Here is a 24,567-nt window from a genome sequence, read left to right on the forward strand (position 1 = left end):
TGTACTCGCCGCGGCTTAACGACCAAACAGATCGCGTTTTTTCGCTTTGAAAGGCTGAGCAACGATCACCAGAATAGCGACCAGCAGATAGGCGGCGAAAATCCCCACCAGCCATTGCGGCATCTCCAGCGACAGGAACTGCCACTGACGTACTGAACAGTCTCCGGACGCAACGAAAACCTGCGGCAGCCATTTATCCAGAGGCAGCCAGGTTGGGAAGCGGGCGGCGAAATCGCAGGTCTGGAACGGTGAAGGGTGCAGCTGGATCATCGTATGCTCCCACGCCAGCTGTAGTCCGCGTATCGCGCTGTACAACCAGATTGCCATGGCGACATAGCGCAGCGGCGTTTTGGGGGCGATAGCGCCCACCAGTCCCGCGCCCATGATGCCGAACAGCGCGCAGCGTTCGTAAATACACATGACACACGGCTGCAGCAGCATCACGTGCTGGAACCACAGCGCGACTAGTTCGAGAATAAAAGCGGTCAACGCCATCAGGAGCCAGGCACCGCGTCCTCTTGAGCACTGGTTTAAATATTGCAACATAATCATTTCCCTGGAAGATGCTAAATCATGGCAGTGTAAACGAAAACCGAACCGACGCCAGAGGCGCGGCGGAAAATATTCCGTAACGGGTTATTGATGCGCCCGGGCGAACCCGGGCAAAAACTGACTCAGGGCAGGGTGGGCGTCACCAGCCAGCCGTGCGCCAGCAGCCAGTCGGTGACTGGCATCAGGGTGAACTCGACGCATAACAGGCCGACCAGCGTCAGTACGATGGTGTAGGGCAGCGCCATCCACACCATACGGCCATAGGAGAGCCTAATAAGCGGCGCCAGGGCGGAAGTCAGCAGGAAGAGAAACGCCGCCTGGCCGTTCGGGGTGGCCACCGAGGGCAGGTTGGTGCCGGTGTTGATCGCTACCGCCAGCATCTCAAACTGGGGCAGGCTGATGGCGCCATGTTCGAGCGCCGCTTTCGCTTCGTTGATGTAGACCGTGCCGACAAACACGTTATCCGAAATGGACGACAGCAGGCCGTTGAACAGATAAAACAGCGACAGCTGCGCGTGCGGCGAGGCCTGCAGGACAAACTCGATCACCGGCGTGAACAGCTGCTGATCGATGATAACCGCGACGATGGAGAAGAAGACCGTCAGCAGCGCGGTAAAGGGCAGCGCCTCGGTGAACGCCTTGCCAATGGCGTGCTCATCGGTAACGCCGGTAAAGGTGGTGGCGAGAATGATCACCGACAGGCCAATCAGGCCGACCTCAGCCAGGTGAAAAGCCAGGGCCACGATCAGCCAAACGCCAATGAGCGCCTGGGCAATCAGCCGCAGTCGCTCCTGACGGCTGCGCTGGGCGCGGCTGCGATCGTCAAACTCCTGCAGCACCTTGCGCACCGTCGGCGGTAGCGGTTCGCCGTAGCCAAACAGGCGATACTTTTCGACCAGCAGACAGGTTAACAGACCGCAGACCATCACCGGCAGGGTCACGGGCGCCATGCGAAGAAAGAACTCGCCAAAATGCCAGCCCGCGGCTTTGGCGATAATCAGGTTTTGCGGCTCGCCGACCATGGTCATGACGCCGCCGAGCGCGGTCCCGACGCCGGCGTGCATCATCAGGCTGCGCAGAAAGCCGCGGAACTGCTCCAGCACTTCACGGTAGTGCTGCTCGATATGGCTGTCATCGAGCAGGTCGCTATCGTCCGGGCGCGCCGAGGCGACGCGGTGATAGATGCCGTAGAACCCGACGGCGACGCTGATCACTACCGCCACCACCGTCAGCGCATCGAGAAAGGCCGAGAGGAAGGCGGCCGCCAGGCAGAAGGCCAGCGATAGCAGCATTTTGCTGCGGATCCCCAGCAGCAGGCGCGTAAACACGAACAGCAAAAGCTGTTTCATAAAGTAGATACCCGCCACCATGAACATCAGCAGGAGCAGCACCTCCAGATTGCCGGCGATCTCGTCCCGCACGTGCGCCGGGCTGGTCATGCCGATCAGCAGCGCCTCGATAGCCAGCAGACCACCCGGCAGCAGCGGATAGCACTTCAGCGCCATGGCGAGGGTAAAGATAAACTCGACCACCAGCAGCCAGCCGGCGACAAACGGCGCCACGGCGAACACCAGCGGATTTACGATTAAGAAAATGATTAATGCCAGCTTGTACCAGTCCGGCGACTGGCCAAGAAAATTGCGCCACAGCGCGCGGCCATAAGAAATTTCCACGACAGAATCCTTCCCCGTCAATGAGTGCATGGTTTTGTGCATAACGATTGGCAAGAGTACCAGTTGAGCAAAATGAGAAGCAACTTTCTTCGCGCCGCGCTGGCGGTTTGTGAAGATAAGGAAAAGCGCAAAGTAAAAGCGGAAAATGAAACGGCGATCCCTTTTTAATTCACTTGCCATGCTATCTGCGCTATAGCGGCTCTGGTATGATGAGTGCAATTGTAACGCTGTGTAATGGAAATCTTACTATGGTCATTAAGGCGCAGAGCCCTGCGGGTTTCGCGGAAGAGTACATCATTGAGAGTATCTGGAATAACCGCTTCCCTCCCGGATCGATTCTCCCCGCTGAACGCGAGCTTTCTGAGCTGATCGGTGTCACCCGCACAACCCTGCGCGAAGTATTGCAGCGTCTGGCCCGTGACGGCTGGCTGACCATTCAGCATGGTAAGCCCACTAAAGTGAATAACTTTTGGGAAACCTCAGGCCTGAATATCCTCGAAACGCTGGCGCGCCTCGATCACGACAGCGTACCGCAGTTGATTGATAATCTGCTCTCCGTGCGCACCAACATTTCCACGATTTTTATCCGCACCGCGTTTCGCCAGCATCCGGATAAAGCGCTGGCGGTCCTGGACAGCGCCCGGGAGGTGGAGGATCACGCCGACGCCTTCGCCGAGCTTGATTATAATATTTTCCGTGGTCTGGCGTTTGCCTCCGGCAACCCGATCTACGGTCTGATCCTCAACGGCATGAAGGGGTTGTATACCCGCATCGGCCGCCACTATTTCTCCAGCCCGGAAGCGCGCAGCCTGGCGCTCGGTTTCTATCATCAGCTGGCGAAAGTGTGTGAGGCTGGCCTGCATGACCAGGTTTACGAGCTGGTTCGTCGCTACGGCCATGACAGCGGCGAGATCTGGCACCGGATGCAGAAATCGCTGCCCGGTGATTTAGCCATGAATATGCGTTAAGCGGGCTTTTCGCGATCGATATACAGAACAAGGGGGCCAATGGCCCCCTTTGTTATTTTACTCGCCCCGCAATGCTATAGCGCGTTCGGCCGCGCCGGGCAGCGGTCCAACAGCTCAATGCTGCCGTCGGCGTTCTGCTGCTCCAGCAGCACATCGAACCCCCACAGACGATGCACATGTTTCAGCACTTCGCGCCGGCCTTTGTCCAGCGGGACGCGGTTGTGCGGCACATAGCGCAAGGTCAGCGATCGGTCGCCGCGCAGGTCAACGTTCCACACCTGGATATTCGGCTCAAGATTGCTGAGGTTATACTGCGCGGAGAGCTTATTGCGGATCTCGCGATAGCCCTCTTCGTTGTGAATCGCCGAGATCTCCAGATAATTGTTGTGATCGTCGTCGAGCACGGTAAAGAAGCGGAAATCGCGCATGATCTTCGGCGACAGGAACTGACTGATAAAGCTTTCATCCTTAAAGTCGCGCATGGCGAAATGCAGCGTTTCCAGCCAGTCAGAACCGGCGATATCGGGAAACCAGTACTTATCCTCTTCCGTGGGCGACTGACAGATGCGCTTGATGTCCTGGAACATGGCGAAGCCCAGCGCGTAGGGGTTAATCCCGCTGTACCACGGACTGTTGTACGGCGGCTGGAACACCACGTTGGTATGGCTGTGGAGAAACTCCAGCATAAAGCGCTCAGTCACTTTCCCTTCATCGTAGAGATGGTTGAGGATGGTGTAGTGCCAGAAGGTGGCCCACCCCTCGTTCATCACCTGGGTCTGTTTCTGCGGGTAGAAATACTGGCTGACTTTACGCACGATGCGCAGGATCTCGCGCTGCCACGGTTCGAGCAGCGGGGCGTTCTTCTCCATAAAGTACAGCAGGTTCTCCTGCGGTTCGGAAGGGTAGCGACGAGCGGATTCAATCGCTTTTTCCTCTTCGCGCTTCGGCAGGGTGCGCCACAGCATATTCACCTGGCTTTGCAGATACTCTTCCCGGCTTTTCTGCCGCGCTTTCTCCTCCTGCAGAGAGATTTTTTGCGGACGTTTATAGCGGTCGACGCCGTAGTTCATCAGCGCGTGGCAGGAGTCGAGCAGTTTCTCTACTTCGTCGACGCCATAGCGCTCTTCGCACTCGGTGATGTACTTACGGGCAAAGATCAGATAGTCGATGATCGAGCTGGCGTCGGTCCAGCTGCGAAACAGATAGTTATTTTTAAAAAACGAGTTATGCCCGTAGCAGGCATGGGCCATCACCAGCGCCTGCATGGTGATGGTGTTTTCCTCCATCAGGTAGGCGATACAGGGGTTGGAGTTGATGACTATCTCATACGCCAGACCCTGCTGACCGTGCTTATAGGCCTGCTCGGTCTCAATAAATTTTTTGCCAAACGACCAGTGCGGATAGTTGATGGGCATGCCGACGCTGGAGTAGGCGTCCATCATCTGCTCGGAAGTAATGACTTCGATCTGGTGCGGGTAGGTGTCAAGACGATAGAGCTTGGCGACCCGGTCCACTTCGGCCAGGTAGGTTTCCAGTAACTCGAACGTCCAGTCGGGTCCATCGCTTAAACGGGTGGTGTCCCTGTTCATGGAGTCAATCGTAGCCATTAGCGCGCCCTCGTTGTTGTTGGTTTTCTCTGAACGGAAAACCTCTAAACAAGCATAGAACACGGTGCAGCAAACTGTGCTGTACGCCAATCGCTTTTCTTCGCGATTTCCCCATCTCAAAGCCGTTTTTTTGCCTTTTTTGCAGAATTTAATGCTGGGTAAAAATAAAGAGCAGCATGAGATCGTAAATCTCACAGCGCAGGGCTGGTGCGGTTTGCTGTGAGTTAAGTCACCATAAATAAAGCGTATGTTGAATAATATTTTCAACTGAGTTATCAATTTGTAATTAGATGATTGTTCTTTAACTGTTACGGAGTCGCTATGCGTGTCGTCATACTGGGAAGTGGGGTGGTTGGGGTAGCCAGCGCGTGGTATTTGAGTCAGGCGGGTCATGACGTGACGGTCATCGACCGTCAGCCCGGTCCGGCAGAGGAGACCAGCGCGGCCAACGCCGGGCAGATTTCTCCCGGCTATGCGGCGCCCTGGGCGGCGCCGGGGGTGCCGCTGAAGGCGATCAAATGGATGTTTCAGCGCCATGCGCCGCTGGCGATCGGTCTTGACGGCACCTCGTTCCAGTTGAAGTGGATGTGGCAGATGCTGCGCAACTGCGACACCCGCCACTATATGGAGAACAAAGGCCGTATGGTGCGCCTGGCGGAGTACAGCCGCGACTGCCTGAAGGCGCTGCGCGACACCACCGGCATTCAGTATGAAGGGCGCCAGGGCGGGACGCTGCAGCTGTTCCGTACCGCCAAACAGTATGAAAATGCCACCCGCGACATCGCGGTGCTGGAGGACGCCGGCGTGCCGTATCAGCTGCTGGAAGCGAAGCGGTTGGCGGAGGTGGAGCCGGCGCTGGCGGAGGTCAGCCACAAACTGACCGGCGGCCTGCGCCTGCCAAATGATGAAACCGGCGACTGCCAGCTGTTTACTACCCGTTTGGCGGCAATGGCGGAACAGGCCGGCGTGACCTTCCGCTTCAACACCGCAGTGGATGCGCTGCTGCACGAGGGCGATCGCATTGCCCGGGTGAAATGCGGCGATGAGATTATTAAGGGCGACGCCTATGTGATGGCCTTCGGCTCCTACTCGACGGCGATGCTTAAAGGGCTGGTGGATATACCGGTCTACCCGCTGAAAGGCTACTCATTGACTATTCCGATCGCTCAGGAGGACGGCGCGCCGGTTTCCACTATCCTTGATGAGACTTACAAAATCGCCATCACCCGCTTCGATCAGCGCATTCGGGTCGGCGGCATGGCGGAGATCGTCGGTTTTAACAAAGCGCTGCTGCAGCCGCGTCGCGAAACCCTGGAGATGGTGGTGCGCGATCTGTTCCCGCGCGGCGGCCACGTGGAGCAGGCGACGTTCTGGACGGGCCTGCGGCCGATGACGCCGGACGGCACGCCGGTGGTCGGCCGCACAGCGTATAAAAATCTGTGGCTCAACACCGGCCACGGCACGCTTGGCTGGACCATGGCCTGCGGCTCCGGGCAGCTTATCAGCGATCTGATCTCCGGCCGCACGCCGGCGATCCCTTACGACGATCTGGCGGTTGCCCGCTACAGCCCCGGTTTTACCCCGGCGCGCCCGCAGCACCTGCACGGCGCACACAACTAAGGAGCTTGCATGACCCGTCCGGTAGTGGCCAGCATCGACCTGCTGGCCTTGCGGCAGAATTTACAGATAGTGCGTCGCGCGGCCCCCGGGTCGCGCCTGTGGGCGGTGGTCAAGGCCAACGCCTACGGCCACGGCGTGGCGCGCGTATGGAGTGCGTTAAGCGCGGCGGATGGTTTCGCCTTGCTCAACCTGGAAGAGGCGATCCTGCTGCGCGAGCAGGGCTGGAAAGGCCCGATCCTGCTGCTGGAGGGCTTCTTCCATGCCGATGAGCTGGCGGTGCTGGATCAATATCGTTTAACCACCAGCGTCCACAGCAACTGGCAGATTAAGGCCCTGCAGCAGGCGAAGCTGCGCGCGCCGCTGGATATCTATCTCAAGGTGAACAGCGGCATGAACCGGTTGGGCTTTATGCCTGAGCGGGTCCACACCGTCTGGCAGCAGCTGCGGGCGATAAGCAACGTCGGCGAGATGACGCTGATGTCGCACTTCGCGGAGGCGGAGAACCCGCAGGGAATTGTCGAGCCGATGCGCCGTATCGAACAGGCGGCGGAGGGGCTGGATTGCCCGCGCTCGCTGGCCAACTCGGCGGCGACCCTCTGGCATCCGGAAGCGCATTTTGACTGGGTTCGTCCAGGCATCGTGCTGTATGGCGCGTCGCCTTCCGGGCAGTGGCAGGACATCGCCAACACCGGGCTGAAGCCGGTCATGACGCTGCGCAGCGAGATCATCGGCGTGCAGAACCTGCGTCCCGGCGAGGCGATTGGCTATGGCGGCCTGTACCGCACCACCCAGGAGCAGCGGATCGGCATCGTCGCCTGCGGCTATGCCGATGGCTACCCGCGGGTGGCGCCGAGCGGCACGCCGGTGCTGGTGGATGGCGTACGTACCACTACCGTGGGACGCGTGTCGATGGATATGCTGGCGGTCGATTTAACGCCTTGTCCGCAGGCCGGGATCGGCGCGCCGGTCGAGCTGTGGGGCAAAGAGATTAAAATCGACGACGTGGCGGCCAGCAGCGGCACCGTCGGCTATGAGCTGATGTGCGCCCTGGCGCCGCGGGTGCCAGTTGTGACCCTGTAACCTATTCCGGGGCGGATCACTCCGCCTCGTCTTCCGCGACCCGCACCCCAACCTTCAGCACGTGATCGTTCTCTTTTTCAGCTACCGTCCACACCATCCCGGCGAACTCCACCTGGTCGCCCACCACCGGCGCGGCGCCCAGCAGCTGCTGCACCACTTCCCCGAGCGACTGCTGATGCTCGCGGAACTCCTCACCGCCGTCGAGACCGTAGATTTGCGCCACATCGGCGAAGCGGGCCTCAGCATCAAGAATGAAGTCGCCGAAAAAGCGCTGATCGAGCGCCACCGGCGGCGACTGGCTGAACATTTTGCCGAGCGCCGGCAGGTCGTGCTCCCGACCAATAACGCACAGGATATCGCCTTCCCGCAGGCGGGTGCTGCCGGTGGGGTGCAGCAGGACATTGTTGCGAAACAGCGCGGCAATCCGCGTCTCCGGTGGCATGTGCAAGTCGCGCAGCGCCGCGCCGATGCACCACTTATCGGCCCCCAGCTGGTAGACAAACTGCTCCCACGGGTTTTCCGGGTGAATATCCAGCCCGACGCGGGAGATGGGCCAGCTGATGGGCGGCACCACCACTTTGGCTTTTTTCGCCGCCCACGACAGCGAAGTGCCCTGCAGCAGCAGCGATACCAGCACCACGAAGAAGGCGACATTGAAGAACAGGCGGGCGTTGTCCAGGCCGGCCATCATCGGGAACACCGCGAGAATAATGGGCACCGCGCCGCGCAGGCCAACCCAGCTGATAAACACCCGTTCGCGCAGGTTAAAGCCGCGAAACGGCAGCAGGCCGGCAAACACCGACAGGGGCCGGGCAATGAATATCATCCACATCGACAGCAGCAGCGCCGGGATAGCGATCGGCAGCAGGTCGGAGGGCGTCACCAGCAGGCCCAGCACCAGGAACATGGCGATCTGCGCCAGCCACGCCAGGCCGTCGAAGTTCTGCAGGATGCCGTGCCGGTTGCGGATCGGCCGGTTGCCCAGCAGAAAGCCGCAGAGATAGACGGCGAGGATACCGCTGCCGTCGAGGGAGGTGGTGACGGCAAAAATCATGATCCCGCCGCTCAGCGCCAGCAGCGGATAGAGGCCGGCGGGCAGCACGATGCGGTTAATCATCTGCAGCAGCAGGTAGCCGCCGCCGAGGCCGATGGCGATCCCGAGGCCGAACTGCTGAATGATATGCACGGCGAACATCCAGCTGAGGCCGGTTTGGTGCTGCTGGATCATTTCGATCAGGGTGATGGTCAGGAAGACCGCCATCGGGTCGTTACTGCCTGACTCTATCTCCAGCGTCGAGCCGACGCGCTCGTTGAGCCCCTTGCCGCCGAGCAGCGAGAAGACCGCCGCGGCGTCGGTGGAGCCGACAATGGCGCCGATCAGCAGGCCTTCGATCAGATCCAGCTTGAACAACCAGGCCGCCATCATCCCGGTCAGCGCCGAGGTGATCAGCACCCCAACCGTCGCCAGCGACAGCGCGGGCCACAGCGCGACGCGAAAGGAGCTGGCCTGGGTGCGCATCCCGCCATCCAGCAGGATCACCGCCAGCGCCAGGTTACTCACCATATAGGCGAAGGGGTAATTGTCGAAGGGGATGCCGCCGATGCCGTCAATGCCTGCCAGCATCCCGATGGCCAGAAAGATGACCAGAATCGGGATGCCAAGGCGCGAAGAAAAGGAGCTCAATAAGATACTGCAGGTTACTAAAACAGAACCCAGAATAAACAGACTAATGACCGCAGCGGCGTCCAATGTTCACGTACTCCCTGACTGGCGTGAAAAAATGGCTAAAAGTGACACTATTTTAACAATTCGCAGGGGATCCGCCTATGCGTTCGGGAAATTTATTCTGTCAGCACCGGATGGCCGCCGATCGTCAGGGTGGTGGCCGCCGCCTGATTCACCAGGCGCGCGCGGGCGCCCAGCGGCAGGGTCACCGTGCGCTGCTCGTGGCCAAACTCCAGTCCGCTAATCAGCGGCAGGGGGAGCTGTTGGCGCAGATAATCAAAAACCTGCGGCAAATCGTATCCCGCGTCATAGTCGTTCGGCGCGCTGCCGGTGAAGCTGCCGAAGATCACCGCTTTCTGCGCCGCCAGCACGCCGCTGTGCAACAGCTGAAGCAGCATGCGCTCGACGCGGAACGGGTGCTCGTTGATATCCTCCACCACCAGGATGCCGTCGCGGATCGCCGGCAGCCACGGCGTGCCGATAAGCGAGGTCAGCATCGCCAGATTTCCCCCCCACAGGGTGCCTTCCACCCGGCAGTTCGGCCCTTCGCCCGGCCATTCGAGGGTGAATTCCGGCTGGCGTAGCGCCTGCCAGAAATGGTGCTCGGTAAACGGGTCGAGGGTCTCCGCGCCGAAGTTGCCGGCGAGCATTGGCCCGCTGAAGGTGATGACGTTGCCCATGGCCAGCAGGCCCGACTGGATAGCGGTGAAATCGCTGTGGCCGCAAATCAGCAGCGGGTCGCGCTGCTGGCGGGCAACCAGCCCCTGCCAGTCGATATGCGGCAGCAGGCGACTGGCGCCGTAGCCGCCGCGCACGGCGAGGACGATCCGGTTGCGGCCGGGCAACTGGGCCAGCTGGTTAATATCGGCCAGCCGTTCATGTTCAGTCCCGGCGAAACGCTGCTGCCGGCGGGGAATGACCTGCTGGTGGGCCACCTCGTGTCCGGCCTGCTGCAGACGCTCGACGCCGCGGGCTGCCGCCTGCTGGTTGATGCAATACCCGGATGGCGCGACCAGATAAAACTGAGACATGATAATTCCTTGCTATGAATGAAAGGGTTATGATGCCGCCTGGAATGGCGATTGTCATCTCCAGGTGGCTAACTTCAGTCCGCACCCGTCATCCTTCAGGTTGTCGGCAGGCGGGAGACGTACCGCGGCCGTCGTTCTGCAGCATGATGGCGTTTGGGTAGATAAGGATAGATGTGTGAAATTGAGATGGTTGCTTATTTTAGTCGTTTTTCTGGCCGGTTGTAGTTCGAAACATGATTACACTAACCCGCCGTGGAACCCCGAGGTCCCGGTGAAGCGGGCGATGCAGTGGATGCCGATCAGTGAAAAAGCCGGCGCCGCCTGGGGCGTGGATCCGCAGCTGATCACGGCGATCATCGCCATCGAGTCGGGTGGTAATCCTGCGGTGGTGAGTAAATCCGGCGCCGTCGGGCTGATGCAGCTCAAGCCGTCGACCTCCGGACGCGATGTCTATCGGCGGATGGGGTGGCGCGGCGAGCCGTCGGTCAGTGAGCTGAAAAACCCGGAACGTAATATCTCGATGGGGGCCGCCTATCTGAGCATTCTGGAGAACGGTCCGCTGGCGGGGATCAAAGACCCGCAGGTGATGCGCTATGCGGTGGTGGTCTCCTATGCCAACGGCGCTGGCGCGCTGCTGCGTACCTTCTCCTCGAACCGCCAGGACGCCATCGAGGAGATTAACGATCTCGACGCCGATGAGTTCTTCGAACATGTGGTGAAAAAACACCCGGCACCGCAGGCGCCGCGCTATATCTGGAAACTACAGAAAGCGCTGGACGCCATGTAATCCCTCGTTTGGCCTCCGGTAGTCTCCCGGAGGCCACGTCCTCAGAAATCGTAGCCCACGGTGGCTATAACGCTGCGCTCTGCTCCCCAGTAACAGTTGCCGGTGCCATAGCAGCCGGAAATATACTCGCGGTCGCCGATATTGTTGGCGTTAACCTGCACATAAGCGCCTTTCAGCGTTGGCGACCAGACGCCGAGGTCGGCCCGCATCATGGCGTCCATCAGCGTGACCGACGGCAGCCGCGCGGTGTTGGCATCATCCGCCCACTGTTTACCGATGTAGCGGACGCCGGCGCCAACGGAGATCCCCGCCGGGAACTGATAGCGCGCCCAGAAGGAGGCCATCTGATCCGGGGTCAGCTGCGGCGTGTTATTGTCGGTCCCGTCTTTGGTGTCCTGGAAACGCAGACGATTCCAGGTATACGAGGCGATAGTACTCAGCTGCGGGGTGATCTGGTGGTGCGCTTCCAGCTCAACGCCCTGGGAATGGACCTTACCCGCCGGAATATAGGTGGCGGTGGCGATGTTCGGGTCGCGAGTGGCGACATCCTTTTGCGTCAGGTCGTAAATCGCGATGCTATAGAGATCGCTGCTGCCCGGCGGCTGGAACTTCAGGCCGGCTTCAACCTGTTCGGCGGTGGTCGGTTTCAACGGTTTGCCGTCCGCGCCCGGCAGCATCGCCGGAGTGATCGCCTGGCTGTAGCTCAGGTAGGGCGACAGACCGTTGTCCAGGGCGTACAACAGCGAGGCGCGGCCGCTGATATGGTCGTCTGAACGGCGGTTTGAGGTCCCCTGGGTATCGCTGACCTGCTGGGAAACGATGCGGTCGTAGCGGGCGGAAACATCCACATGCCAGCGGTTCCAGACCATCTCATCCTGCAGATACAGCCCGGTCTGGTAATAGCGGCGATTATTGTCGTCGCTGTAGGTAACGGTATGTCCGGTCTGCGCGGTATAGCCGCTAAACGGGTTAAGGGGCGCCGCGCCGCCGGCGCCGGTCCACAGGTCGTTACGGAAGCGATGATATTCGGCGCCGAGGATCAGGGTGTGCGCCAGGTCGCCTGTATTGAAATCGGCGCGCAGGCGGTTATCGGTTGACCAGCCGTCCAGCGAACCGCGCGAACCGCTGTAGCCGCGGGCCAGCATGTCGCTGTCATCTATCCAGCCGACCTGGTAGACCTGATCGAGGGAGACGTTGGTATGGGTGTAGCTCCCGGCGGAATAGACCGACCAGACGTCGGTGAACTGGTGGTCAAACTCATAGCTGTAGATCTGCTGGCGGCGTTGATAGCCATCTCCCGGATCGCCTTCGTTGGTGCTGGGGGAGAGTTTACGGCCATTGTGCGCGTAGCGGGTGCCTTCCAGCGGCAAAGAGCCGTGGTAGCCGCCGGAAGGATCTTTTTGCAGATAGGCGCGCAGCAGCAGCGAGGTGTCGCTGTCCGGCTGCCACAGCAGGGAAGGCGAAATCGCGTAGCGCTCTTCGCGGGTATGGTCATACTGCGTGTCGTTGCTGCGGGTCATCCCGATCAGCCGCCATGCCCACTGGTCATTGATGGCGTCGGTGTAATCGAAGGCCGCGCCTTTGGTATTTTGCGTGCCGCCGGTCAGGCGGATGTGGCCCTGCTGGCTGAACTGCGGACGTTTGGAAGTCAGGTTGACCACGCCGCCCGGCACGCTCTGCCCGTAGAGCGCGGAGGAGGGGCCGCGGATCACATCCACGCGTTCGATAAACCACGGGTCGATTTGCAGTACGTTATGGCTGCCGCCGTCGCTCATCAGGCGCATGCCGTCGAGGAACAGGTTATCGACGTCGCCGCCGTGGTAGCCGCGCAGGGAGATGGCGTCGAACCGGGTGGCGCCGCCGCCGAAGCTGGAGTAGACCCCCGGGGTATATTCCAGCGCCTGGCTGATGGTATTCGCCCCCTGATCCGCCATCTGCTGGCGGGTGACCACCGACACCGACTGGGCGGTAGTGATTAACGGCTGGTCGGTTTTCGTCGCCCCGAGCGAGGTGCTGGCGCTGTAGCCCTCCGTCGGCGCGCTGGCGGACGCCGGCGGGGTGGCAGTGACCACCACCGTCTCTTCGGCTTGCGCGGTGAAGGGGAGTGTGACCGCAAGGGCATACAGCAGCCCCGGGCGTTTTCGAGAAATAGCCACGTTCATAAGATCATCCTGAACCAACGCGGTCTGGTACTCCTGTACGCCGCCGCGTGAAAAACGAATCTGTCATTATTCGTTAAAAAGTAATGCGAATTATTATTGTTTGTATTTGTGCGATCAAGCGAAAAGGTGACCTGTTCAACGCGAGGGCGTGGGGAAGTGTTTCCCGCGAGCCGCAGAATGGGTCTGCACGGGACGGTAGTGACCAGGGAGACCGCTTCCCCCTACCGATTTTGGTAGGGGGCGGCGAAGCGTCAGGAGCCGGTCTTTTGCGGTTCCGCAGGGGCGGGGTCGTTAGCCGCGGGCGCCGCAACAGGTTTGTCCTGCGGTGAAGGGGTTGTCGCCGGACGGGTAGCGGGCAGCGCATCGCAGGGTTTCTCCTGCGGGCAGATCAGATCCAACATCTTCAGGGTGACGCCGTTGGTCCAGCCAAAGCCGTCCTGCAGCGGATATTCCCCGCCGCCGCCGCCGGTGCCGGTCGAGCTCACGTCATACTTCTCCACCAGCTTTTGCTTACTGTCATAGGTATGCTGCACGTTGGTCAGGAAGCGCCAGGTGACCTCCATGGCGATCTTCTGCTGACCATAGTTTTGCAGCCCCTCGACCGCCACCCACTGCAGCGGCGCCCAGCCGTTGGGGGCGTCCCACTGCTGGCCGCTGTTGACGGTGGTGGTGGTCAGCCCGCCGGGTTTAAGCAGGCGCGACTCGGCGGCGGCGGCCACTTTCGTCGCCCGCTCGCGTGACGCGGCATTGACGTACAGCGGGAACAGCGCCGCCGCGGTCAGTTGATTGCGCACCTTGTGGGTTTTCAGATCGTAGTCGGCGTACCATCCCTCTTTATCATTCCACAGGTATTTCTCGATGGCCTGCTGGCGGGCGTTAGCCAGCGCATCGTACTGCGTAGCGCCAGCGCTGTCCCCGGATGCCTTGCTGGCGCGGGCGAGGGTTTTCTCCAGATGGAACATCAGGGCATTGAGATCGACCGGGACAATCGAGGTGGTGCGAATGGTGGCGAGCTGCTGCGGATTGTCCATCCAGCGGGAGCTGAAATCCCAGCCGGAGGCGGCGGCGGAGCGCAGGTCGCGATAGATCTCGGTTGCCGGACGATTCGGGTTGCTTTTGGCAGTTTTGACGTCGTCAAGCCAGGACTCGGGACGCGGGGTGTCGTTATCGTCCCAGTAGCGGTTGAGCAGCGCGCCGTCCGCCATCCGCACCGCCCGTTTGTCGGCGCTGCCGGGAGCCAGCGCGTCCGCTCCGGCCATCCAGTAGCGATACTCTTTCTCCAGCTGCGGCTGGTAGGTTTTCAGCACCTGGTCGCCATCGTGCGTCGCCAGCAGGCTCACCATAAAGGAGAAGAAGGGGGGCTGCGAACGGCTGAGATAATAGGTGCGGTTGCCGTTGGGGATATGGCCCCAGGCGTCAATTTCTGCGGCGAAGTTGGCGACCATATCCTCGACTTTATCCCAGTGACCGCTTTCGGCAAGACCCAGCATGGTGAAATAGCTGTCCCAGTAATAGACTTCGCGGAAACGTCCTCCGGGCACCACGTAGGGCTTAGGCAGCGGCAGCAGCGAGTCCCATTTTTCCACCTCGACGGTGCTGCGGGTCAGGACCGGCCACAGGCCATCGATATGTTGACGCAGAGTTTGCCCTTTGGGCGGCACATAGGTGTCGTTCTCTTTCGGCAGCGTGAAGTTCAGTTCGACGAAGTGGCGCAGGTCGAAGCTGGCCTGGTTTTTTTGCATCCGGTAATCGGCAAGGATCATCAGCGGATCGCTGTTCGGAATGGCGTCAGCGAACGTTTTCTGATCAGAAAACAGTTTCGCGCTCTGGACATCATTGAACAGCGGGCCCAGCAGAATATCCGGCGAGGGGGGCGGCGCGGTTTTGCCGTCTTCCGCCTGAGCGTTCAGGCTCATCAGGGCGATCAGAGCGCCGCCGATCGCCAGGCGCAGGGAACAGGGCAAAGCAGCGGGACGACGTGCATCAGTACTCGTCATGGGGAGTTCTCCTTATCATTATCGACTGCGGGCCACGACGTTTGGCCATCCAAAAACCTTAGACGAATATCTGCCGCTGCGCGTGTCAGGGGTAACATTTTGCGCGAAAACAGAGGATTTACCTGCCAGGTCTCCTGAGACCGCCGCGGGCTGGGCCGCCTGGCTGAGGGCGCTGGCGTCCACGATGGCGCAAAAAACGTCGCCCTGCCTCACGACGGTGCAGCCGCCGCCGGGCGCGGGCGGCTGTTTTGGCGATTTTTTGCACAACCAGACGGCGGGGCTGAACCGATTTGCACAACGCCGCGGCGGCAGAGGACCTGGCATAATTAATGCTTATCTCTTATCGGGATTACCACAAAGTGAGTACAACCGGAGGGGATAGCCATGATTAAAATTACGCTACCTGACGGGCATTATTATGACGAGATGCTGACCGCGCAGGGTGAACAGCGGCCGCACTATAATGCCTGGTGGCAATGGTTTCGCAACACCGATCAATTCTCTATCCGGCAGAAAAAAGCGCAAGCGGAACTGCTTTTTCACCGTATCGGCATCACCTTTAACGTGTACGGCGAGGATGAGGGAACCGAGCGGCTGATCCCGTTTGACAGCGTGCCGCGGATCATACCCGCCGGGGAGTGGCAGCGCATTGACCGCGGCATACGCCAGCGGGTGAAAGCGCTGAACGCCTTCCTCTATGACATCTATCATGAGCAGAATATCCTGCGCGCAGGGCTGATCCCGGCCGAGCAGGTGCTGGCCAACGAGCAGTATCAGCCGTGCATGCAGGGCATCAACCTGCCAAACAATACCTATGCCCATATCACCGGCGTCGATATGGTGCGCAATAACGACGGTCAGTACTACGTGCTGGAGGATAATCTGCGCACGCCGTCCGGCGTCTCCTACATGCTCGAAAACCGTAAGATGATGATGCGCCTCTATCCGGAGATGTTCGAGCAGCATCACATTGCGCCGGTGGAGCGCTACCCAAGCTACCTCCTGCAGACCCTGCGCGAAAGCTCGCTGGTGGATGATCCCTGCGTCGTGGTGATGACCCCGGGTCGCTTCAACAGCGCCTACTTCGAGCACAGCTTCCTGGCGCAGCAGATGGGGGTCGAGCTGGTGGAGAGCGCCGATCTGTTTATTAAAAACGGCGCGGTGTATATGCGCACCACCGAGGGGCCGCGGCGGGTGGATGTGATTTATCGCCGCATCGACGACGCCTGGCTCGACCCGCTGGCCTTCCGCGCCGATTCGATGCTCGGCGTCCCGGGGCTGCTGTCCGTCTATCGCGCCGGCGGCGTAGTGCTGGCCAACGCCATCGGCACCGGGGTGGCTGACGACAAATCAATCTATCCGTACGTCCCGGAGATGATCCGCTTTTACCTCGGCGAACAACCGATCCTCAGCAATATCCCCACCTGGCAGTGCCGTAAAGCGGAGGACCTGCGCTACGTGCTGAGCAATCTCGAGCTGATGGTGGTCAAGGAGGTCCATGGCGCCGGGGGCTACGGCATGCTGGTCGGCCCGCGTTCCACCAAAGAGGAGCGGGAGGCCTTCCGCCAGCGCCTGCTGGCCAATCCGGCCAACTATATCGCCCAGGACACCCTCGCGCTGTCGACCTGCCCCACCTTCGTTGATGAAGGGCTGTCGCCGCGACATATCGATTTACGCCCCTACGTGCTGTCCGGGCAGGAGATGCGGCTGGTGCCCGGCGGCCTGACCCGCGTGGCCCTCACCGAAGGGTCGCTGGTGGTCAACTCGTCGCAGGGCGGCGGAACCAAGGATACCTGGGTGATGGAGGATGACGCATCATGCTAAGTCGTACGGCGAGTGAACTGTTCTGGATGGCCCGCTATCTCGAGCGGGCGGAGAGCTACGCCCGGGTGCTGGACGTGACCTGGAAATTATCGATGATCCCCCGTCACAGCCAGCAGTCGCGGGATCTGGCTCTGCCGCTGAATTTGTCGATGACCCACGAGTTGTTTCAGGCGCGCCATGCCCGCTTTACCATGAGCAATCTGCTCAACTTTTTTGCCCTTGATGGCAACAACCCCTGCAGTATTTACAGCTGCGTGGAGATGGCGTGGAACAATGCGCACGCCGTGCGCGGCAGTCTGTCGGCCGAAGTGTGGGAGAGCATCAATGCCACCCGCATTGAGCTGCGAAGCCTGCGCCAGCAGGGGCTGGGCGAGCTGGGGAGCGACGGCTTTTTTGAGTGGGTGAAAGAGCGGGTGCATCTGTTTCGCGGAGCGGTGATAGGCACGCTGCTGCGCAACGACGCGCTGAGCTTTATCGGTATCGGCACCCTGATTGAGCGCGCCTTCGCCACCACCCAGCTGCTGCTGATTAAGGATCAACAGCTGACCAACGACCCGGATCCGGTGCGGGAATACTACCGGCTGGATACCCTGCTCAATGCGGTCAGCGCCCGCGAAGCCTACAACAGCCTCTACCGCCAGCCGGTCAGTCGCGAAACGGTGATGGAGCTGCTGATCCTGCGCAACGATATTCCGCGTTCGCTGCGCGCCAGCATTGCCGACCTGGTGGGCGAGCTGGAGAAGATCGCCAACGACCGCTCCTATCAACCGCTGCGCCTCGCCCATCAGCTCAACGTTGACCTGCGCTTCAGCACCCGTGACGACCTGGCGCAGGCGGACCTGCAGACCACCCTTAACGGGCTGCTGGCGAGAATTAACGCGCTGTCCGACAGCATCAGACAAACCTACCTGGAGGCCTTATGAAACTGGTCATCGATCATCTCACCCGCTATGGCTACGATGAAGAAGTGAAGTTTTCCACCCAGTATCTGCGCCTGACGCCACGCAGTACCGCCCGGCAGACGATCACCGCCTGGACGCTGACCCTGCCGGACGGCGCGGCGGTGACCACTACCGACGGCTGGGGCAATGTGCTGCATGTGCTGACGCTGGATAACCCGCACAAGGAGATCACCATCCGCGCCAGCGGGATTGTCGATATCGCCGACGAAGGGGAGGAGACGCGTGATGAAGAGGCCGAGCTGCTGTCGCCGCTGGTTTTTCTGCGCTGTACGCCGCTAACCCGCGCCGATACGGCGATCCGTGAGTTTGCCCAGCGCCTCTATCGTCCCGATGCGGCGGAAGAGAGTCTGAATCAACTGATGGCGGATCTGCTGTTAAGAATGCCATACTCCCCCGGCGCGACCCAGGTGCAGGACTCCGCCGCCGACGCCTTCGCCCGCGCGAAGGGGGTGTGCCAGGATCATACCCATGTTTTTCTCGCCTGCTGCCGCGCGCTGGAGATCCCGGCGCGCTACGTCAGCGGCTATGTCTACAGCAATAACGCCCAGCATGTGGCGATGCACGCCTGGGCGGAAGTCTGGCTCGACGGCCGCTGGCTGTCGTTTGATATCACCAATAATACCCGTCGCCTGAATCAGCATTTACGGCTGGCGACCGGGCTGGATTATCTCGACGCCTGCCCGGTACGGGGCACCCGGCTGGGCGGCGGCGGGGAGATTATGTTAACTAACGCTGAAGTGCGCGAACACAGCCAGCAGGCGCAGCAGCAATAATACGGGAATAACCGCAATGACCTACTGTGTGGCCATGTGCCTGGCGGATGGACTGGTGTTTGCTTCCGACTCCCGCACCAATGCGGGCGTCGACCATATTGCCACTTTTAAAAAGCTGCACGTTTTCCATCAGGAGGGGGAACGGGTGCTGGTGCTGCAATCCGCCGGCAATCTGGCCACCACCCAGAGCGTGATAAGCCTGCTCAGCGCGCGCATCCGTACCCAGCAGGAGCCGAATCTGATGCAGGTCACTTCCCTCTACGACGCCGCGATGCTGATCGGTAAAACGCTGCTGGAGGTGATCCAGCGCGACAGCAGCAACCAGCAGACCTGCAGTAACACCAACTTCAACTGCAACCTGCTGCTTGGCGGCCAGATCGCCGGCGAAACTCATCGTCTGTTCCATATTTATCCGGAGGGCAACTTTATTGAAGCCACCCGCGACACGCCTTATTTCCAGATTGGCGAAAGCAAATACGGCAAACCGATCATCGATCGGGTGCTGACCATCGACACGCCGCTGGAGCAGGCGATGTGCTGCGCGTTGATCTCCATTGATTCGACGCTGCGCAGTAATCTGTCCGTCGGCCTGCCGCTGGATACGCTGCTCTACCGCAGCGGCAGCTTCAGCAGTGCCGGGCAGCATCGCATCACCGACAGCGATCCCTACTTCAACCGCATTCGCAAGGCGTGGTCCGAAGGGCTGTTGCACACCTTCCAGACTCTGCCGACCTGGACGCCAGTGGAGCGGGAAGAGGAGTAGTCGCTGTGACGCTCCGCCGGTATCGTCGGCGCGAAGGCGGGTAAGGCGCTGGAGTCCTTTAGTATCCTCGACCTGGCGGTAAAATTTCAGCAACAGCGGTAAATAAATTAACGACAGGCCGCACGGATTGTAGGCCGGGCAAGGTGTCGCCGCCGCCCGGCACAAAAGCGACGCCGCTGTCCTTGTCCGGCGGCGCTGCGACTGCACCGGCCTGGATGGCCCGGGGAGGGGTTATCCCGTAGGCCCGGCAAGCGCAGCGCCGCCGGGCGATGGACCTGTTTAAACACCGCCAACCTGTTGCGCCATGGACGGTATTCTCTTTGCCCTGTTGAACACAAACGCGCTTTTTGGCAAAGCTAAGTCAATTAAATACTTTGTTATTTAACGTGTTATCTCACATCTTCGGAGGGAATGAGGCAACACGGCAAGGTATCGGAAGTGGCGGAAAAGAAGACGGCTGTCTATGTGGATGACCAACAGCGCATCCTGATCCGCCAGCTGGCGCGCAGCTGGCTGTGGCGCAGCGAGCTGCCGACCTGGCTGCTGATTGTGACGGTTTACGGCGGCTGGTTTGCCTGCGTGGCGGGCTGGCGGACGCTGGGACTGTTTCCGGCCACGCTGCTGTTGATCTGGTTTACCGCCTGGTATATGTCCTTACAGCATGAGCTGATCCATGGGCATCCCACCCGGCTGGCATGGTTTAACCAGCTGTTGGGGACGCTGCCGCTGGCGGTCTGGTATCCCTATGGCGTCTACCGCGACAGCCACCTGGCGCACCATCGCAACCATCTGCTGACGCACCCTGAGGATGACCCCGAATCGTACTACGTAACGGCGGAAAGCTGGCAGCGCTTCTCAGCCTGGCAGCGCCGCCTTATCCACCTGCGCAACACCTTCTGGGGGCGTCTGCTGCTGGCGCCGATGATGGATATTATTCACACCCTGAACAGCGCGCTGTGGGCTTTCCACGAGGGCGACCGCCGCGCTATCGCCATGTGGAGTCTGCATCTGTTGCTGCTGACGGGCCTGCTGACCTGGATGGCGGCGCAGGGTTTTTCTCCGCTGTGGTTTGTGCTGGCGGTGAGCTACCCGGCGCTGGCCCTGACCAAAGTACGCTCTTTTCTCGAACACCGCGCCGCGGATGACCCGCTGGCCCGCTCGGTGATCAACGAGGCCGGGCTCCCCTGGCGGGCGCTGTTCCTCAATCTCAACTACCATGCGGTGCATCATGATCTGCCAGGGGTCCCCTGGTACGCTTTACGTCAACTGTATCTGCATCGCCAGGCGGCGTATCTGCAGCGTAATCAGGAGTTCCTGGTGCGCGGGTACGGCGAGTGGCGACGCCATTTTAGCCGCCGGGCGGTGGCGGTGAACGCCCATCCGGGCTTTGGCGAGCAGGCGCAGGCGGGAGGAGAACATGGCTGAACGCATGACCTTTCCGATGTATGCCATCCACCGTCAACAGACCCAGGCCCTGTGGCAGGCGGTGCAGTCGCTGTTGGCCGAACGCGGCGTGATGGTGGCGGGGGACCCTCCGGCGGCTGACCCCGGGGATCTGCTGGCTCACTGGCGCCAGCCGACGCTGTTGCTGAGCCAGACCTGTGGCTACCCGCTGGTGACCCAATTGCCGGAGGTGCAGACGGTGGGCTGCTTCCACTACGCTGCGCCCGGTTGCGAAGGGCGCCGCTATCGCAGCCTGCTGGTGGTCCGCGAAGCGGATAGCCACCGGATGCTGGGGGACTTTTTGGGCCGTCGGGCGGTGTGCAATGCCGAGCACTCGCAGTCCGGCTACAACGTACTGCGTAAAATGGTCGCGCCGCTCTCCCGGGAGGGGCGTTTTTTTTCAGCGGTGATGTTCAGCGGCAGCCATCGGCAGTCGCTGCGCGAACTGCAGCAGGAAAACGCCGATATCGCCGCCATCGACTGCGTGACCTACGCGCTGCTGCAGCGCTATCAGCCGCAGGCTCTGGCTGGCCTGGTGGCGATCGGCTGGAGCCCGGCCGCGCCAGGGCTGCCGCTGATCACCGCCGGCGTCACCCCAGCGGCAACGCTGAATAGCCTGCGCGAGGCGCTCCAGCAGCTGGTAAGCGATGATCGCTATCGTTCCCTGTGCGACGCCTTGCTGATCTGCGGCTATAGCGATATGTCGCGGGAGGCCTATGCGCCGCTGCTGGCGTGGCGGGATGAGGCCGCGGCGCTGGGGGTCAGCCAGCTATAGGCGAAATGCCCGGGCCAGCGATCTGCGCCGGGGCGGGCTATAGCGGCTGGTCCCACGGCTGGGCGCTGAGATCCATTCGCAGATAGGAAGAGAGCAGGTCGACAGCCAGCTGGTCGCTCATCAGCTGCTCGTTAAGCTGCTGGCGCAGCCGCGGGATCATCTCTTCACGATAGGCCGGGTCGTTGTTTTATGGATTTGTGATCGGCAACACAAATGACTCTCCAATGGCCGTCGTAAAAGATAAATTACCAGGGTTGATTTTAATCAAAGTATGACCAACTGTGCTATGGCGGAAAAAAGATCGCTGCCTATCGCGACCCAAAAGAAAAATTGTGAATTTAATGTTTCTTTGGTGTAAATAATGACCGTGCATTTTCCCCAACCGCCGGGGATAAAATGTGATGCCCGACCGGCTTGTCGTTAAATAATGGCGTTTATTACGTCTGCTTTTTATTCTTTACAGCATTAATTTAATTTTCGGCTTTCTTCTCACCCTGATAGCGCGGGTCGAATAACGTACAAAAGGCGTATTTTTTATCGCCATTTCGCCGTCGATGTTATCGCCATCAATTATTTTTATCCCCGCATTCGGCCACGGCAAAAGGCGCGCAAATAGCGGTCATGATGCTTTTAATATATTGATTTTACTTTACTTATTCTGGCTCGTGGATCCTGCTTATCCGCCGCGGCGGAGCCTTTGTGAGAGCTCTCACATAACCCGGCAATTGCGATTTGTTACACTTTCCGCCGTCAACAAAGGAATGAAAGTGAGACGCGATGAATACTTTTTCTCTGCCTAAAACACAGCATCTGGTAGTTTTCCAGGAAGTGATCCGCAGCGGGTCAATCGGGGCCGGAGCAAAAGCGTTAGGACTCACTCAGCCGGCGGTCAGTAAAATTATTGGCGACATGGAGAGTTATTTTGGCAGCGAATTAATCGTCCGGCGAAATACCGGCGTCTCGCTCACCGAGGCCGGGCAGGTATTTCTCAACTGGTCAGAAGCGATCACCCGTGAAATGAAAAATATGGTCAATGAAATGAATGCTCTGACCAACAGCGCGGTGGTGGATGTCTCCTTTGGTTTCCCTTCGCTGGTCGGGTTTACCTTTATGTCGGAGATGGTGCATCAGTTTAAAATGACTTTCCCCAAGGCGCGGGTCTCGATGTATGAGGCGCAGCTCTCCGCCTTTTTGCCGGCAATCCGCGACGGGCGCCTCGACTTCGCCATCGGGACGCTGAGCGATGAGATGAAACTGCAGGACCTGCACGTCGAGCCGCTGTTTGAGTCTGAGTTTGTGCTGGTGGCGAACCGGGCGCGGATCGGCAACGGCACCGTCCGCCTGGCCTCGCTCCAGCACGAGCAGTGGGTGCTGCCGGAGACCAATATGGGCTACTACAGCGAACTGCTGACCACCCTGCAGCGCAGCGGTATCCGCCGTGAAAATATCGTTAATACCGATTCGGTGGTGACGATCTATAACCTGGTGCTCAATGCCGATTTTCTGACGGTGATCCCCTGCGACATGACCACGCCGTTTGGCTCGAGCCAGTTTGTCACCATCCCCATTAAAGAGGCCTTGCCGGTGGCGCGCTATGCGGCGGTATGGTCGAAAAATTACCGGTTAAAAACCGCCGCGGCGTCGCTGGTGGAGATGGCGAAACACTATTCCTCGGGGCAGGGCAACCGCCACTGGCAGCCATTACAAATTATTGCGTAACTGAAAGTCGTTAAATAATCCAACACACGTCCTCGCTGTTATCAGCAGGATGACGCCCGGTCATTGACTTTATATTAAGATACAGAGGCCATAATGCATATTACCTACGATCTTCCGGTATCTATTGACGATATTCTCGAAGCGAAACAACGCCTCGCGGGAAAAATATATAAAACAGGCATGCCCCGTTCGAATTATTTTAGCGAGCGCTGCCAGGGCGAAATATTTCTTAAATTCGAAAATATGCAGCGCACGGGTTCATTTAAAATTCGCGGCGCCTTTAATAAACTGTGCGGTTTAACCGCGGCGGAAAAACGCAAAGGGGTGGTGGCCTGCTCAGCGGGCAACCACGCCCAGGGCGTCTCGCTCTCCTGCGCCATGCTCGGCATTGACGGGAAAGTGGTGATGCCGAAAGGGGCGCCGAAATCGAAAGTTGCCGCCACCTGTGATTATTCGGCGGAAGTGGTGCTACATGGCGATAACTTTAACGATACCCTCGCCAAAGCCAGCGATATTGTTGAACTTGAGGGCCGCATTTTTATTCCCCCCTATGACGACCCGCAGGTTATCGCCGGGCAGGGGACTATTGGACTCGAAATATTAGAAGATCTGTATGACGTGGATAATGTCATCGTGCCCATTGGCGGCGGCGGCTTAATTGCCGGTATCGCGATCGCGATTAAATCCATTAACCCGACAATCCGCATTATCGGCGTGCAGTCGGAGAATGTTCACGGCATGGCCGCCTCCTGGTATGCCGGGGAAATCACCAGCCATCGTCACGCCGGCACCTTAGCCGATGGTTGCGACGTCGCCCGCCCGGGGAAACTGACCTATGAAATCGCCCGCCAGCTGGTGGATGACATCGTCCTGGTGAGTGAGGATGACATTCGCCAGAGCATGGTCGCCTTAATTCAGCGCAATAAAGTGATCACCGAAGGGGCCGGGGCGTTAGCCTGCGCCGCGTTATTAAGCGGCAAACTCGACAGCTATATCCAGAACCGCAAAACGGTCAGCCTGATTTCCGGGGGCAATATCGATCTCTCCCGGGTATCGCAAATTACCGGTTTTGTTGACGCTTAATTCAATACATAAGTGAGGACAG

General features: G+C 59.8%; 23 protein-coding genes and 1 pseudogene. 15 read left to right on the plus strand and 9 right to left on the minus strand.

From position 1 onward, the window contains the following. Positions 1–15 precede the first annotated feature (15 nt). Both dsbB and nhaB read right to left on the minus strand, forming a co-directional pair. Entirely contained in the window at positions 16–546 is a 531-nt protein-coding gene (gene dsbB / locus RRF55_RS09035; protein ID WP_002910894.1) for a disulfide bond formation protein DsbB, read from the minus strand. 128 nt (positions 547–674) lie between these two features. Further along, entirely contained in the window at positions 675–2,225 is a 1,551-nt protein-coding gene (gene nhaB / locus RRF55_RS09040) for a sodium/proton antiporter NhaB (RefSeq protein WP_004151442.1), read from the minus strand. A gap of 36 nt (positions 2,226–2,261) precedes the next feature. Here nhaB and RRF55_RS09045 point away from each other — a divergent pair, with 36 nt between their 5' ends. Both RRF55_RS09045 and fadR read left to right on the plus strand, forming a co-directional pair. Next, positions 2,262–2,393, plus strand: coding sequence for a hypothetical protein (locus tag RRF55_RS09045; RefSeq protein WP_004163532.1), 132 nt, complete (start codon positions 2,262–2,264; stop codon positions 2,391–2,393). An 80-nt stretch (positions 2,394–2,473) separates the two neighbouring features. Then, the gene (gene fadR, locus RRF55_RS09050; RefSeq protein ID WP_002910890.1) at positions 2,474–3,193 is read left to right on the plus strand and encodes a fatty acid metabolism transcriptional regulator FadR; all 720 of its coding nucleotides are present in this window, start codon (positions 2,474–2,476) and stop codon (positions 3,191–3,193) included. Between the two features lie 74 nt (positions 3,194–3,267). Here the strand turns inward: fadR and RRF55_RS09055 are convergent, their stop codons facing one another. Beyond that, positions 3,268–4,800, minus strand: a complete 1,533-nt coding sequence (locus tag RRF55_RS09055; RefSeq protein WP_002910889.1) for a SpoVR family protein — start codon at positions 4,798–4,800, stop codon at positions 3,268–3,270. 76 nt (positions 4,801–4,876) lie between these two features. Between RRF55_RS09055 and RRF55_RS09060 the strand changes: the two genes are divergently transcribed. The 3 genes from RRF55_RS09060 to dadX all read left to right on the plus strand — a co-directional run bounded on the left by RRF55_RS09060 (position 4,877) and on the right by dadX (position 7,500). Then, positions 4,877–5,023 carry a hypothetical protein gene (locus tag RRF55_RS09060; RefSeq protein WP_064153333.1) on the plus strand — a complete coding sequence of 49 codons (147 nt, stop codon included), beginning with the start codon at positions 4,877–4,879 and terminating at the stop codon, positions 5,021–5,023. A 98-nt stretch (positions 5,024–5,121) separates the two neighbouring features. After that, on the plus strand, positions 5,122–6,420 hold the full coding sequence (locus tag RRF55_RS09065; RefSeq protein WP_064153309.1) for a D-amino acid dehydrogenase: 1,299 nt from the start codon (positions 5,122–5,124) through the stop codon (positions 6,418–6,420). Between the two features lie 9 nt (positions 6,421–6,429). Beyond that, a complete protein-coding gene (dadX, locus tag RRF55_RS09070; RefSeq protein ID WP_002910887.1) occupies positions 6,430–7,500 on the plus strand; it encodes a catabolic alanine racemase DadX in 1,071 nt (356 codons plus the stop codon). A 16-nt stretch (positions 7,501–7,516) separates the two neighbouring features. On the opposite strand, the gene RRF55_RS09075 is transcribed toward dadX, so the two are convergent. Beyond that, the gene (locus RRF55_RS09075; protein ID WP_002910885.1) at positions 7,517–9,250 is read right to left on the minus strand and encodes a potassium/proton antiporter; all 1,734 of its coding nucleotides are present in this window, start codon (positions 9,248–9,250) and stop codon (positions 7,517–7,519) included. A 92-nt stretch (positions 9,251–9,342) separates the two neighbouring features. Beyond that, positions 9,343–10,257 (minus strand): muramoyltetrapeptide carboxypeptidase, encoded by a 915-nt coding sequence (ldcA, locus tag RRF55_RS09080; RefSeq protein ID WP_009484352.1) that lies wholly within the window; start codon positions 10,255–10,257, stop codon positions 9,343–9,345. A gap of 175 nt (positions 10,258–10,432) precedes the next feature. Here ldcA and emtA point away from each other — a divergent pair, with 175 nt between their 5' ends. Then, entirely contained in the window at positions 10,433–11,044 is a 612-nt protein-coding gene (gene emtA, locus RRF55_RS09085) for a membrane-bound lytic murein transglycosylase EmtA (RefSeq protein WP_002910846.1), read from the plus strand. Positions 11,045–11,085: 41 nt separating this feature from the next. On the opposite strand, the gene RRF55_RS09090 is transcribed toward emtA, so the two are convergent. Further along, positions 11,086–13,206: a TonB-dependent siderophore receptor gene (locus RRF55_RS09090; RefSeq protein ID WP_064153307.1), complete on the minus strand. Its 2,121-nt coding sequence runs from the start codon at positions 13,204–13,206 to the stop codon at positions 11,086–11,088. A 251-nt stretch (positions 13,207–13,457) separates the two neighbouring features. Continuing rightward, complete coding sequence (locus RRF55_RS09095; protein ID WP_032438235.1) at positions 13,458–15,203, minus strand: alpha,alpha-trehalase; 1,746 nt, start codon at positions 15,201–15,203, stop codon at positions 13,458–13,460. A 184-nt stretch (positions 15,204–15,387) separates the two neighbouring features. Here RRF55_RS09095 and RRF55_RS09100 point away from each other — a divergent pair. The 7 genes and pseudogenes from RRF55_RS09100 to RRF55_RS09130 all read left to right on the plus strand — a co-directional run. Continuing rightward, positions 15,388–15,516: pseudogene (locus tag RRF55_RS09100) on the plus strand (biopolymer transporter TonB); the annotation flags it as partial. A 71-nt stretch (positions 15,517–15,587) separates the two neighbouring features. Then, positions 15,588–17,027: a circularly permuted type 2 ATP-grasp protein gene (locus RRF55_RS09105; protein ID WP_004180417.1), complete on the plus strand. Its 1,440-nt coding sequence runs from the start codon at positions 15,588–15,590 to the stop codon at positions 17,025–17,027. Beyond that, positions 17,021–17,950, plus strand: coding sequence for an alpha-E domain-containing protein (locus tag RRF55_RS09110; protein WP_004184646.1), 930 nt, complete (start codon positions 17,021–17,023; stop codon positions 17,948–17,950). The genes RRF55_RS09105 and RRF55_RS09110 overlap by 7 nt, the downstream gene beginning before the upstream one ends. Next, complete coding sequence (locus RRF55_RS09115) at positions 17,947–18,762, plus strand: transglutaminase family protein (protein WP_004145495.1); 816 nt, start codon at positions 17,947–17,949, stop codon at positions 18,760–18,762. Before RRF55_RS09110 ends, RRF55_RS09115 begins: the two co-directional genes overlap by 4 nt. A gap of 16 nt (positions 18,763–18,778) precedes the next feature. Beyond that, positions 18,779–19,525: a proteasome-type protease gene (locus tag RRF55_RS09120; RefSeq protein WP_032415180.1), complete on the plus strand. Its 747-nt coding sequence runs from the start codon at positions 18,779–18,781 to the stop codon at positions 19,523–19,525. Between the two features lie 438 nt (positions 19,526–19,963). Then, a complete protein-coding gene (locus RRF55_RS09125; RefSeq protein WP_439419119.1) occupies positions 19,964–20,950 on the plus strand; it encodes a fatty acid desaturase in 987 nt (328 codons plus the stop codon). Further along, positions 20,943–21,743: a phosphate/phosphite/phosphonate ABC transporter substrate-binding protein gene (locus RRF55_RS09130; RefSeq protein ID WP_016531139.1), complete on the plus strand. Its 801-nt coding sequence runs from the start codon at positions 20,943–20,945 to the stop codon at positions 21,741–21,743. Before RRF55_RS09125 ends, RRF55_RS09130 begins: the two co-directional genes overlap by 8 nt. A gap of 37 nt (positions 21,744–21,780) precedes the next feature. On the opposite strand, the gene RRF55_RS09135 is transcribed toward RRF55_RS09130, so the two are convergent. Both RRF55_RS09135 and RRF55_RS09140 read right to left on the minus strand, forming a co-directional pair. Then, the gene (locus RRF55_RS09135; protein ID WP_004145488.1) at positions 21,781–21,903 is read right to left on the minus strand and encodes a nitrilotriacetate monooxygenase; all 123 of its coding nucleotides are present in this window, start codon (positions 21,901–21,903) and stop codon (positions 21,781–21,783) included. Positions 21,904–22,200: 297 nt separating this feature from the next. Next, positions 22,201–22,344 (minus strand): hypothetical protein, encoded by a 144-nt coding sequence (locus tag RRF55_RS09140; RefSeq protein ID WP_004219597.1) that lies wholly within the window; start codon positions 22,342–22,344, stop codon positions 22,201–22,203. A gap of 176 nt (positions 22,345–22,520) precedes the next feature. Here RRF55_RS09140 and tdcA point away from each other — a divergent pair, with 176 nt between their 5' ends. Beyond that, positions 22,521–23,462, plus strand: coding sequence for a transcriptional regulator TdcA (gene tdcA / locus RRF55_RS09145; RefSeq protein ID WP_002910764.1), 942 nt, complete (start codon positions 22,521–22,523; stop codon positions 23,460–23,462). Between the two features lie 93 nt (positions 23,463–23,555). Continuing rightward, positions 23,556–24,545: a bifunctional threonine ammonia-lyase/L-serine ammonia-lyase TdcB gene (gene tdcB / locus RRF55_RS09150; protein WP_002910762.1), complete on the plus strand. Its 990-nt coding sequence runs from the start codon at positions 23,556–23,558 to the stop codon at positions 24,543–24,545. Positions 24,546–24,567 lie beyond the last annotated feature (22 nt).

The sequence above is a fragment of the Klebsiella sp. K47 genome, from assembly GCF_051858335.1.
GTDB lineage: Bacteria > Pseudomonadota > Gammaproteobacteria > Enterobacterales > Enterobacteriaceae > Klebsiella > Klebsiella pneumoniae.